The 11,617-nt window shown below is 74.9% G+C and carries 12 protein-coding genes and 1 tRNA gene; 3 read left to right on the top strand and 10 right to left on the bottom strand.

From position 1 onward, the window contains the following. Positions 1-178: 178 nt before the first annotated feature. Complete coding sequence (locus tag ACT17Q_RS06130; RefSeq protein WP_166771981.1) at positions 179-823, top strand: YkoF family thiamine/hydroxymethylpyrimidine-binding protein; 645 nt, start codon at positions 179-181, stop codon at positions 821-823. Between the two features lie 40 nt (positions 824-863). Then, positions 864-1,352, top strand: a complete 489-nt coding sequence (locus ACT17Q_RS06125; RefSeq protein ID WP_094180391.1) for an NUDIX hydrolase — start codon at positions 864-866, stop codon at positions 1,350-1,352. A 96-nt stretch (positions 1,353-1,448) separates the two neighbouring features. On the opposite strand, the gene ACT17Q_RS06120 is transcribed toward ACT17Q_RS06125, so the two are convergent. From ACT17Q_RS06120 to ACT17Q_RS06105, 4 genes are all read right to left on the bottom strand, one after another. Continuing rightward, positions 1,449-4,124: a phosphoenolpyruvate carboxylase gene (locus tag ACT17Q_RS06120; protein ID WP_244937667.1), complete on the bottom strand. Its 2,676-nt coding sequence runs from the start codon at positions 4,122-4,124 to the stop codon at positions 1,449-1,451. A gap of 118 nt (positions 4,125-4,242) precedes the next feature. Then, the gene (locus tag ACT17Q_RS06115; protein ID WP_094180393.1) at positions 4,243-4,998 is read right to left on the bottom strand and encodes a hypothetical protein; all 756 of its coding nucleotides are present in this window, start codon (positions 4,996-4,998) and stop codon (positions 4,243-4,245) included. Positions 4,999-5,178: 180 nt separating this feature from the next. Further along, the gene (locus tag ACT17Q_RS06110) at positions 5,179-7,059 is read right to left on the bottom strand and encodes a threonine/serine ThrE exporter family protein (RefSeq protein ID WP_444665117.1); all 1,881 of its coding nucleotides are present in this window, start codon (positions 7,057-7,059) and stop codon (positions 5,179-5,181) included. A 6-nt stretch (positions 7,060-7,065) separates the two neighbouring features. Continuing rightward, entirely contained in the window at positions 7,066-7,416 is a 351-nt protein-coding gene (locus ACT17Q_RS06105) for a DUF488 domain-containing protein (protein ID WP_166771980.1), read from the bottom strand. Between the two features lie 109 nt (positions 7,417-7,525). On the opposite strand from ACT17Q_RS06105, the gene ACT17Q_RS06100 reads away from it, so the two are divergent. Then, entirely contained in the window at positions 7,526-7,888 is a 363-nt protein-coding gene (locus tag ACT17Q_RS06100; protein WP_444665116.1) for an AAA family ATPase, read from the top strand. A 107-nt stretch (positions 7,889-7,995) separates the two neighbouring features. Here the strand turns inward: ACT17Q_RS06100 and ACT17Q_RS06095 are convergent. The 6 genes from ACT17Q_RS06095 to ACT17Q_RS06070 all read right to left on the bottom strand — a co-directional run bounded on the left by ACT17Q_RS06095 (position 7,996) and on the right by ACT17Q_RS06070 (position 11,555). Next, positions 7,996-8,068, bottom strand: a tRNA-Ala gene (locus ACT17Q_RS06095). A 94-nt stretch (positions 8,069-8,162) separates the two neighbouring features. Then, positions 8,163-8,858: a histidine phosphatase family protein gene (locus ACT17Q_RS06090; protein ID WP_444665115.1), complete on the bottom strand. Its 696-nt coding sequence runs from the start codon at positions 8,856-8,858 to the stop codon at positions 8,163-8,165. Further along, the gene (gene rsfS / locus ACT17Q_RS06085; protein ID WP_444665114.1) at positions 8,855-9,247 is read right to left on the bottom strand and encodes a ribosome silencing factor; all 393 of its coding nucleotides are present in this window, start codon (positions 9,245-9,247) and stop codon (positions 8,855-8,857) included. The genes ACT17Q_RS06090 and rsfS overlap by 4 nt, the downstream gene beginning before the upstream one ends. A gap of 22 nt (positions 9,248-9,269) precedes the next feature. Then, the gene (locus ACT17Q_RS06080; RefSeq protein WP_444665113.1) at positions 9,270-10,724 is read right to left on the bottom strand and encodes a hypothetical protein; all 1,455 of its coding nucleotides are present in this window, start codon (positions 10,722-10,724) and stop codon (positions 9,270-9,272) included. Between the two features lie 68 nt (positions 10,725-10,792). Next, positions 10,793-11,362: a nicotinate-nucleotide adenylyltransferase gene (nadD, locus tag ACT17Q_RS06075; protein ID WP_232514765.1), complete on the bottom strand. Its 570-nt coding sequence runs from the start codon at positions 11,360-11,362 to the stop codon at positions 10,793-10,795. Between the two features lie 37 nt (positions 11,363-11,399). Next, positions 11,400-11,555 (bottom strand): hypothetical protein, encoded by a 156-nt coding sequence (locus ACT17Q_RS06070; protein WP_166771978.1) that lies wholly within the window; start codon positions 11,553-11,555, stop codon positions 11,400-11,402. Positions 11,556-11,617 lie beyond the last annotated feature (62 nt).

Raw genomic sequence — 11,617 nt, 5'->3', positions numbered from 1 at the left:
GCGATCTCGATTCGGCAACGGCCCGGGCATGCATCCGACCGCGACACGCCCGTCCACCTCGCGGGACGGACATCCCGGGCATTCCGGGCAGGTCGCTAGGGTCGTGCCCGCGGGGCGTGCCGCGGCCGGCGCGAGCCGTCGTCGGGCGCCTCGACCGCGACGACTAGGGGGCACACGGATGACGCACGACACGCGCACGCTCACGACAGCACCGACCGACCGGCGGCCCGGTCCGACACCCACCGAGCTGGGCATCGGGGCCCGGTTCTCGCTCCACCCGCACCGCGACGACTTCGTCGACGTCATCGTCGACGCGCTCGACGCCGCGCAGGCCGACGACGTCGAGGTCACCACCGACGACGTCACGACGTTCGTGCGCGGCACCGAGGACGCGGTCGTGCGGTACCTGTTCGACGCGCTGCGCGCCGCCGCCGAGGCGGGCGGGCACCTGGTCGCCCACGTGCACCTGTCGCGCGGCTGCCCCGGCGAGGTCGCGTGCGACCTGCCCGACGACGTCGTGCTCGCCACCCCGCCCGTCCCCGTCCTGCCCCGCTGCGGCATGCCGACCGCCGCGCACTGGTCGCTGTACCCGCTCGACGACGGTGCGCCCGGACGCCAGGGCGACCACATGTCGGCCGTGACCGCGGCGGTCGACGCCGCACACCGGCGCGTGGACGTCACGCCCGAGCACTTCGTCACCCGGCTCGACGGCGACCTCGCCGACGTGCTGACGACCGTCGTCGAGGGCTGGCTCACCGCGGGGCGGACCGTGCGTCACGTCGCGACCCACGCGACGCTCGTCGTCGCCTCGCCGTCCTGGTGAGCGGGCTCGTGGTTTGCCCTGCGTCGGGGATGATCGCCGGGTGACCACACCCGAGCACTACCGTCCCGACGACCACCTGGGCCACCGCAGCCTGCTCGTCGCCGCCGCCTACGTCGTGCTGCGACGAGGCGACGAGGTCCTGCTGCAGCTGCGGCAGGGCACCGGCTACATGGACGGCCGCTGGGGCGTGCTCGCGGGGCACGTCGACCCCGGCGAGTCGGTGCACGAGGCCGCGGTGCGCGAGGCGCTCGAGGAGGGCGGCGTCCGGGTCGACCCCGACGCGCTCGAGCCACTCACCGCGCTGCACCGGTTCGAGCGCGGCGGGCCGGCGGTCGAGCAGCGCCTCGACGCGTTCTTCCTCGCGCGGTCGTGGCACGGCGAGCCCACGCTCCAGGAGCCGGACAAGAGCGCCGCGATGGGCTGGTACCCGCTCACCGCGCTGCCGGACGTCGTCCCGCACGAGCGGCTGGTGCTCGACGCGCTCGCGACGGGACGCCCGCTGCCGGCGGTGGTCTCGCTGCCGCGCTGAGGGACGACGCCGCACGCACGACGACGGCCCGCACGACGACGAGGGCTCCACCGGCACTGCCGGGGAGCCCTCGTCGTGTGTCCGGGTGCGTGCGCGTCAGCCGGTGTTCTGGACGCCCGCGGCCACGCCGTTGACGCTCAGCAGCAGCAGGCGCTGCAGGTCCTCGGTGCGCTCGGGCGCGTCGCCCGTGCGCAGCCCCCGCAGCGCGCGCAGCTGCAGGAGCGACAGCGCGTCGACGTACGGGCTACGCAGCTGGACCGCGCGGCCGAGGATCCGACGGCGGGACAGGATCGCGTCCGAGTCCGTGATCGCGAGCACCCAGTGCCGCGTGCGCACCATCTCGTCGAGCACGAGCTGCGCGAGGTCCTCGCGGTCGCCGAGCGCGAGGTAGCGCGCCGCGATCCGCTCGTCGGTCTTCGCGAGCGACATCTCGACGTTGTCGATGATGGTCGCGAACAGCGGCCACTGCTCGTACGCGGAGCGCAGCTCGGCGAGGTCGTCGACCGACTCGAGCGCCGTGCCCAGGCCGTACCAGCCGGCCAGGTTGATGCGCGCCTGGGACCAGGAGAACACCCACGGGATCGCCCGCAGGTCGTCGAGCGACGACACCGACAGGCCGCGGCGCGCCGGGCGCGAGCCGATCGGCAGCAGACCGATCTCCTCGAGCGGCGTGACCTGGGCGAACCACTGCGGGAAGCCCTCGGCCTTGACGAGCGCGTGGAAGTGCGAGCGCGAGGCGACGTCGAGCCGGTCCGCGAGCGGCCGGAACCGGTCGGCGGCCTCGGCGTTGCGTCGCTCCACGCTCGGCGCGCCCTGCAGCAGCGTCGCCGCGACGACCTGCTCGATGTGCCGCGCGGCGATGTGCGGGTCGCCGTAGCGGGCGAAGATGACCTCGCCCTGCTCGGTCAGCTTGAACCGACCGTCGACCGAGCCCGGGGGCTGCGCGAGCACCGCACGGTTCGCGGGACCGCCACCGCGGCCGAGCGCCCCGCCGCGCCCGTGGAAGAGGGTCAGCTGGATGTCGTTGTCCCGTGCCCACTGCGCGATGCGACGCTGCGCGTCGTCGAGCGCGAGCGTCGCCGAGAGCGGGCCGACGTCCTTCGACGAGTCGGAGTAGCCGAGCATGACCTCGACCCGTCGGCCGTTCTCCGCGAGGCGCTTGCGCACCTGCGGCAGCTCGAGCGCCTTCTCCAGGATGCCGACGCTCGCCTGCAGGTCCGCGAACGTCTCGAACAGCGGCACCGCGTCGATCACGGGCACGTTCTCCGCGCCCCCGTACGCGAGCTCGGCGAGCTCGTAGACCGCCGCCAGGTGCTCGGGCTTCTGCGTGAAGGACACGATGTAGCGGCGCGCCGCGTCCGGCCCGAACCGCTTCTGCACCGTGCCGATGGTCCGGAACGTGTCGAGCACCTCGACCGTGCGCGGCTCCAGGTCACCGTCGACGCCCTTGGCCGCGATGTCCGCCAGTGCGGCCTCGTGCACCTGGGAGTGCTGGCGCAGCTCGAGCTCCGCCAGGTGGAAGCCGAACGTCTGCACCTGCCACAGCAGGCGCTGCAGGTCACCGAACGCCTGCCGGGTCGCGCCGGCGTCGACGAGCGAACGCTGCACGACGAGCAGGTCGGCCTCGAGCTCGCCCGAGGTGCCGTACGCCAGGTCGGCGTTGCGGCTGCGCGTGGCGGCGAGCCGCTCGGCCACGAACAGCAGCGCGCGGCGGTGCGGCTCGTTGGGCGACTCGGCCGCGACGCGGGACGCGATCGCCTCCGACAGCGAGCGCTCGCGCTGCCACAGCGCGTTGAGCTCCGACGAGGCGGGCGTGCCCGCGCCGTCGAGCGTGAGGCCGGCCGCCGTGCGGACCGCGGACCGCTCGAGCTCCAGCAGCGCCTGCTCCGAGGCGAGCTGTGCCGCGGCACGTGTGATCTCCGCCGTGACGTTCGGGTTGCCGTCGCGGTCGCCGCCGATCCACGAGCCCAGGCGCGCGAACGGGCGCACGACGGGCGGCGTGGTGCCCGCGTCACCGTCGAGGAGCCAGTCGTCGAGGCGCCGGTACACGGCGGGCAGCACGTCGGCCAGGGTCGACTCGAACACGCCGAGCACCGTGCGGACCTCGTCGAGCACGGTCGGCTTCGACTGACGCAGCGGCGCGGTGCGCCACAGCGTGTCGATCTCGGCGAGCAGACGCCGGTCGTTCTCGGCGAGCGACACCCCGCCGGTCGACAGCACGTCACGCTCGGCGACCAGCTCCGCGATCCGCCGGATCGAGCGGGACACCGCGCGGCGGCGCGCCTCCGTGGGGTGCGCCGTCAGGACCGGCCGGAACTCGACCTCGGCCAGGCGACGGCGTGCCTCCTGCTCGCCGACCTCGGTCGCGAGCTGCGCGACCGCGGACGGCAGGGAGTCGTCGGCCGTGAGGGTGTGCGGGTCCGCGTGGGCCTCGCGCTCCCGCAGGACGCGCACGCGGTGGTACTCCTCCGCCGTGTTGGCGAGGTGGAAGTAGCACGTGAACGCGCGGGCGACCTGCTCGGCACGTTCGAGCGTGAAGCCCGCGACGAGCTCCTCGGCTCGGGCGAGGGCGTCGCCCTCGGGCTCGTCGTGCGCGGCGATCGCGAGCTCGCGGAGCCGCTCGACGTCCACGAGGAGGCCGTCCCCCACCGACTCCCGCAGCACCCGGCCGAGGAACTCACCGAGGACGCGGACGTCGTTGCGCAGGGGTTCGGGGACCTCGTGACGGGCGGTGCCGCGGCGGTTCTCACGGGCGGGAAGTGGTGCTGTCACCCGGACAACATAGGCCACGGGTGTGCGGGCCGTGCCCGCGTTCCACGGCGTGAGCAGGGCCCCGGAACGGCCTCGGGCCCGGACCCACGAGGGGTCCGGGCCCGAGGCGCGACACGGGTCAGCCGAGCGACACGCCGGTCGCCGACGACGAGCGCGCCGGGACGATCTCACGCGTCACGGACCGCGCCTTGAGCACGTAGTCCGAGCCCGCGTAGCTGACGTAGACGTGACCGAGCGTGATCGCCTTGGACTTGAAGCCCCACTTGCCGCTCGAGTTCACGGTCGTCTTGCCGACGACCTTGAACGTGCTCGTGCCCTTCTTCTTGAAGTAGATCCGGATCTCCTTGCCCTTCATGTCGATGGCAGGAGACGGGTACCCGTAGACGTAGAAGCCCGAGGTGGTGTCGTAGCCGTTGAGGTCGAGCACCGGCGTGACGCGCAGCGCACCGCGCGCCTCGGCCGCGCCCTGGACCTTGCCGTCCACGCGCACGGCGGCGTTGATCTTGTACGGGCCGGACTTGTCGAGGCTCGAGCAGACGTAGCCGCGGACCTTGTTGCTGCCGTTCTTCAGCGGGTAGCTGACGAGCGAGCCGGTGATCGGGTCAGCGGTCCCCTGCTTCGCCGAGGACGTGAACTTGTACACCGTGCCCGACTTCAGACCGGAGACCGTGACCCACCAGAAGATGTCCTTGCAGCCGCTCGCGGGCTTCGTCGCGCTGAACGGCGAGATCTTCATGGTGACCGGGTAGGCCTGCGCCGTGTCCGCGTTCGCCGGCGCCGCCGCGAACGCCGTCGTGAGCACGAGCGCCGCACCCGCGACCACCGCCGCCCACCGCTTGCGCCCGTTCGTCGCGACCGTGGTCCACCTGCTCATCCGCCTGCTCCTTCGTTCGTCGGGTCGTGCGGCCCTCCGCGCGCGGACGGCCGCGCCGGACACTACCCGGCATGTCGGGTTTTCGGGCGCGAAGTCCGGACAAACGACCCGGACGTGTGGCGCCCTCGACCCTCACGGACCAGGTGCTCGTCCCGCGCTCACCCGTTAGGCCCAGGCGGCTCAGCCCGTCCGCTCGCGCACCCACCACCGGTTCGCGAGCGCCCACGACCCCGCGCCCAGGCCCGTGAGCACCCCCAGCGAGATCGCGACCATCGTCGTCGCGGCCGTGACGACGGCCGTGATCCCCTGCCCGGCCGACTCCCCCAGCACCGACGTCACGCCGACGAGACCCAGCGCCCCGGGGACCAGGAGCCAGAACGCCGGCAGGAAGCTCACCATCGCGGGCGGACCGTCCGGGTGGCGGGCGACGACGAGCGCCACCGGCGTCATGGCGAGCGCGCCGACGAAGCCGGACACCTGCGAGCCGAGCAGCGCGCCGCCGACGAGCTGCCCCGCGTACGCGACGACGAGCACGAGCAGGATCCACGGCACCGCGCGCCGCCGCGCGCTGTGCCGGATCGTCACGCCCACCCCGTACACCACGACCCCGAGCCAGGCACCCGGCCAGCCGAGCGCCTGCTCCCCGCCCGGTGCGACCGCCGACGCCGGGATGCCGACGAGGTTCGCTCCCCCGACGATCCCGAGCGCGAGCAGCACGAGCGTCATGACGCCGGCCGCGAGCCGCGCCGCGCCCGCGATCATCTGCCGCGTCGCGAGGTCGATCACCGACGTGGTGAGCAGCGCCCCCGGCAGGAACGTGATGAGCGGGGCCACGAGCGCGGGCAGCAGCGACACGTCTAGCCCCGTGCGCGACGCCGTGAAGACGACCGTCGACACGCCGAACGCCGACAGCAGCACGACGATCGACCGGTACGGTCCGGCCCACGCGCCGGTGAGCTTCTCGGACCCGACGACCGCCGCACCCAGCACCGCCGCGAGCGCCACGTCCGTGAGTGACCCGCCGAGCACGAGCGCGAGCCCCACGGCCGAGGTCACGTACCCCAGAGCCTGCTGCCACGCCGTGTACGGCGAGTCGCTCGCGAACGCCGCCGCGATCCGGCGCGAGCCCTCCGCCGGCCCGACCTCCCCCTCGCGCGCCAGGTCCGCGACCTCGAGCACCGCGTGCACCTGGTCGAGCCGCAGCGAGCGGTACCCCGCCGACACCGCGACCGTTCGCGTCTGCGCCGCGCGCGGCGTGGACAGCACCAGAGCGGTCGGCAGCGCGACGACCTCCACGTCCGGCAGCCCGTTCGCGTGCGCCACGTGCTCGAGCGCGTCCTGCACCTGCACCACCGGCGCGGTCGCGTCGATCATCGCCTCACCGAGCTGGAGGCAGAACCGCACCGTCTCGTCCGCCGTCGCCGGCTCCTCCGCGGGCCCCACCGGCGCCTCGTCGGGCGGTGTCGCCGCGAGCAGGTCGGCGACGTCCTCGTCGGCATCCGCGATGGCGGAGCCGCCGACGAGCAGCGTGGACGTCGGGACCCGCAGCGGGACCGTCACGGTCGTGCCCGGTGTCGCGGCGGACGCCGTCGCCGGGGCGGACGCCGTCGCCGGCGCGGTCGTCGGCCGCCGCGCACCCCAGCGACGCGTCGCCAGCAGGATCGCGGCGCTCGCCGCGACGAGGACCAGCAGGGCGAGCACGAGCATCCCGACCGGCAGCTCGCTCGTCGTGACCGTCGGTGGCGTCGTCCAGACCGACCCGGTGCTGGTCGGCGTCGGGGTGGCGACCTCGCTCGTCGTCGGCAGCGGCGCCACAGATCCCGTACCCGCGGGCGACGGCGATGCGGACGGCGTCGGAACGGCGGTCGGCGGGGCCGTCGCCGGGGCCGTCGGCGGGGCGGTCGCGTCGGGCGCCGGGATCGGCAGGCTCGGCGTCGCCGCCGGTCCCGTCGGGACGGGCTCCTGGGTCGCGGGGACCGAGGTCGCAGCGGGCGTCGACGACTCGCCGGGCGTCGCCGCCGGGAGCGGGTCGACGTCCGCGACCCACCGCGCGCCGGGCATCGCGGGTCAGCGCGTGCGCTCGTCGAGCAGCCGCGCCAGGACCGTGAGGTGACTCAGCTCCACCTCGCGCGTCGCGGTCACCATCGTCGTCGGCTCGTGTTCCACCAGCGCGGCCAGCCGCGCGAACGCGTCCGCCTGCTCGCCCTGCGCGAGCTCCGCCTCGTAGCGACGGGCGAACTCGTCGAACGCCTCGGCACGATGGCCGTACCAGTGCCGCAGCTCCGTGCTCGGCGCGGCCAGCGGCAGCCACTCGTCGATCCGCGGGTCGTCCTTGCGCATCCCGCGCGGCCACAGCCGGTCCACGAGGACGCGACGGCTCCCGTCGCCCTCGTCGTACACCCGCCCGACCTGCACCATGCCCCACATCATGCACTTTCCTCCCGACCCGCACGCGCCGAGCGCCGGCCGACCGCGACGAGGCCGCCGGCCCGAGGTGCGGCACCTCACCGCTCGGTAGCATCCCGACGTGGGCGCAGCCGACGTCGGGATCCTCACTGGCCCGCCCGGGGCCGGGAAGTCCACGACGGCACGCGCGCTCGCCGCGTCGCACCCGCGTGCGGTGCACCTGCACACCGACGACGTCTGGCACTGGGTCGTCTCGGGGGCAGTCCCCCCGTACCTGCCCGAGGCCGACGCGCAGAACCAGACGGTCCTGCGCGTCGTGGCCCAAGCAGCGTTCACGTATGCCGAGGGCGGCTACCTCACGGTCGTCGACGGCATCGTCGGGCCATGGATGCTCGCGCAGACCGCCTCCGCGGTGCACGCGGCAGTGGGCTCCGGCCGGTACGTCCTCGGCCCGAGCGACCACGCCGGACCACCAGGAGCCTGACCGGTCCTCGCGGCGCGAGGGCGGACCCCAGCGACCACCCGCTCGCACCACACCGGCGCCAGAGACGACGAGAGCGGGCCGTCGACGACGACCCGCTCTCGATCCGGTGGAGCTGAGGGGACTCGAACCCCTGACCCCCTGCATGCCATGCAGGTGCGCTACCAGCTGCGCCACAGCCCCGTGTTCTGTTGTCGGCCCCCGTGGGGACGCTCGGAGAGTCTAGGCCGATGACCGGCCCCGACGCCAATCCGCCCCGTGCGACGCACGTCACGCGTCAGTCGGGGTCGCGGGTCGAGCCGCCCTCGTGCTCGTCGGTGCGGTCCGGGCCGGCGTTCCAGTCCGCGGAGGCGTCCGTCGGGCCGAGGTTGTAGCCGACGAGCCGCCAGGCGGGCGCGACACCCGACGACGACGGCACGAGCTCCGCCCAGTGCGCGTTGTGCATCCCCGCGAGCGCGCGCCAGTCGGCAGGCAGACCCATGAGCTCGGCGACCGCGGAGCTGATCGCGGCACCGTGCGACACGATCACGAGGGTCTCCTCGCGCGTCATGCGCTGGGCGTGCTCGTCGATCGCCGCCGCCGTGCGCTGCGCGACCTCGAGGCGGGTCTCGGCGCCCACGCGCTCGGGTTCACCGCCCGCCCGCCACAGCGCGAACTCCTGCGGCCAGCGCTCGGCGATCTCGGGGCCGCTGAGACCCTCCCACTCGCCGAACGCGCGTTCGCGCACGCGCTCGTCGGTCTCGACCTCGACGCCCGTCATGCGCGCGAGCGGGTCGGCGGTCTCACGGGCGCGGCCCAGGTCGGAGGACACGACGCGCGTCGGGGTGTGCCGCACGAGCATCGCGGCCGCCGCGGTGCGCGCCTGCCAGCGCCCGACGTCGTCGAGCGGGATGTCCACCTGGCCCTGGAGCCGGGCGGTGGCGTTGAACGCGGTGCGGCCGTGCCGCCAGAGCAGCAGGCGGCCGACGGTCACGCGTCCGCCTCGCTCCCGTCACCGCCCCGCGCGTCGGCGGGCAGCTCGATGAGCGGGCAGTCCTTCCACAGGCGCTCGAGCGCGTAGTACACGCGGTCCTCCGCGTGCTGCACGTGCACCACGACGTCGCCGAAGTCGATGAGCACCCAGCGCCCCTGCGCCTTGCCCTCGCGACGCACGGGCTTGGCGCCGAGCGCGAACAGCGACTCCTCGACCGCGTCGACGATCGCGCCGACCTGCCGCTCGTTGGTGCCCGACGCGATGAGGAACACGTCCGTCAGGACGAGCTGCTCGCTCACGTCGAGCGCGATGATCTCCTGCGCCTTGAGGTCGGACGCCGCGCGGGCGGCGGCGACGGCGAGCTCGACGGCACGTTCGGTGGCGGCCACTGGTCTCCTAGGTTCGGGTGGGTCAGGCGCTCGGCCCGGCCCGGGCGGCGGACACCGTGACCACGGTGCTGCCCGAGGCGGTCGCCTCGCCGCTCGCCTTCGTGTACAGCAGGACGATGAGGAAGCCGAGGACGAACGCCACGACGGCGAGCACGATGAGGTGCAGCCACGTGTAGGGGTGGCGCGGACGCTCGTCGTCCTCCTCCTCGTCGGGCTCGACGGCGTCGTGCTCGGTGCCGGGCACGGGTGCGAAGGGCCGGCCCGCGGCGGACTCGGACGGGGTGTCGTGGCCCCACGGCGTCGCCGCGGGCTCGGCCTGGGGCGCCGGGCCGGGCGACACCGACGGCGTCGGCGTCCACCCCGTCGAGGCTCCCGCGGGTGCCCAGCTCGAACCGGGCGCCGCCGCGGGAGACGCTGCGGGGGCTGCGGCGGGTGCCGGGGCCGACGCGGCAGCGGCCGCACCGAGCCCGGTCACGCCGAAACCCGTCACCCCGAAGCCCGATGCCGGTGCCGACGGCCCGCCGGTGGGCGCCGGACCCGTCGGGGCGGGCTGCGTCGGGGCAGGGTGCGTCGGGGCAGGCTGCGTCGGGGCGGGCTGCGCGGGCGCCGAGCGCGCGGTCCTCGGCACCGAGCCGTCCGGGCGGGTCACCGGCGCCTGCGCGCCAGCGGTCGTCGGAGCCCACCCCGTGCCCTGCGCGGGCTGCGACCACGACGGCGCGGCCGCCGGCGCTGGACCGGCCGGCTGCTGCGGGACCGCCGGGGCGGGACGGGCGGACGGCTGGGCGGCGGGAGGCGCGTACGACGACGCGGGCGCCTCCGGGCGACCGCCCGTCCACGCGGACGTGCGCACCGCGGGGACGACGGGCTGCGCCGGGGGTGCCTGCGCGCCACGCTGGGCTGCTGCGGGCTGGGCACCGGGCTGGGCTGCGCCCGGCCGGGCTGCACCGGGCTGGCCCGACGTCCCCCACGCGGGAGCGGGCGCCGGGGCCGGGGCGGGCGTCGCGGCGGGCCGCGGCGCGCTCGGCGGGACGGCGACCGAGCGCGAGCTCGTCGGGTCGAGCATCGTGTCGCGCACGGACGACCGGCGGGGACGCTCCACGGGAGCGGGAGCCGACGGGCCCGCGGCGGGGCCTGCGGTGGGTGCGCCCGGAGCGGGCATCGCAGTGCCCGCGGGTCGCGCGGACGGCTGAGGAGCAGCCGACGAGGCCGGCCGCGGCGCGGTGCGGCCGGTCGGCTGCTGGGGCGCCCACGCCGGGGCAGCCGCGGGCTGCGCGGACGGACGCGGCGCCGTGGCGGGCGCCTCGGCGCCGCCGGACGCCGGGTACCCGCTGGCCGTGCCGGGCCAGCCGGGGGCGGTCGGGTGCTGCTGGACCGGGGCGTCGAACGACTCGCTCGCCGCACGTCGGGCGCGACGCGACCCCGGTGCGGGCACCCCGTCCGGTCCCGTGGCGGACGCCTGCGGGGCCTGCGGGGTCACGGGCGTCCCGACGCTGGCGTCGTCGCTCCGGTGCAGGTCACGGCGCCGCGGCCGTGCTCCTGGTTCCGTCATGACAAACCTCGATACAGCTGGTGCTTCGCGATGTACTGGACCACCCCGTCGGGGACGAGGTACCAGACCGGCTGGCCGGCCCGTTCCCGGGCGCGCACGTCGGTCGAGGAGATCGCCAGGGCCGGGATCTCCATGACGTGCACCCGGTCCTCCGGCAGTCCCTCGACCGAGAGCGTGTGCCCCGGGCGTGTGACGGCCACGAACTGCGCCATCGAGAACAGCTCCTGCGCATCCTTCCACGTCAGGATCTGGGCGACAGCGTCGGCACCGGTGATGAAGAACAACTCGGCATCCGGCCGAGCCGCCTTGAGGTCGCGCAGGGTGTCCACGGTGAACGTCACACCGCCGCGGTCGATGTCCACCCGGCTGACCGTGAACCGCGGGTTGGAGGCCGTCGCGATCACGGTCATCAGGTAGCGGTGCTCCGCGGGCGTGACGTCCTGGTCCTGCTTGAACGACGGCGTGCCCGTCGGGACGAAGACGACCTCGTCGAGGCCGAACCTCGCGGCGACCTCGCTCGCCGCGACCAGGTGGCCGTGGTGGACGGGGTCGAACGTCCCGCCCATCACCCCCAGTCGCGTCACCGGGCGGTCGTGCACGCGATCAGTGACGCGTGCCGACGAGACGGAAGGCGTAGGTGAACAGCAGCGCTGCGACGAGGCCCACGAACGCACCGATGCCGAACACGACGGGCGGGAACGGCAGCTCGTTCGTCTTCTCGGCAGCTTCCCCAGCGGCGGCGATCAAGGCGGCGTGCACGGCAGTCCTCCGGTGCTCGAGTGGTGGTGCTCTGACCATCGCCCCCCTCCCGGGGGACGAGC

Source organism: Cellulomonas sp. CW35 (assembly GCF_052378485.1).
Lineage (GTDB): Bacteria > Actinomycetota > Actinomycetes > Actinomycetales > Cellulomonadaceae > Cellulomonas > Cellulomonas uda.
This window is presented reverse-complemented; position numbering and strand designations above follow the sequence as displayed.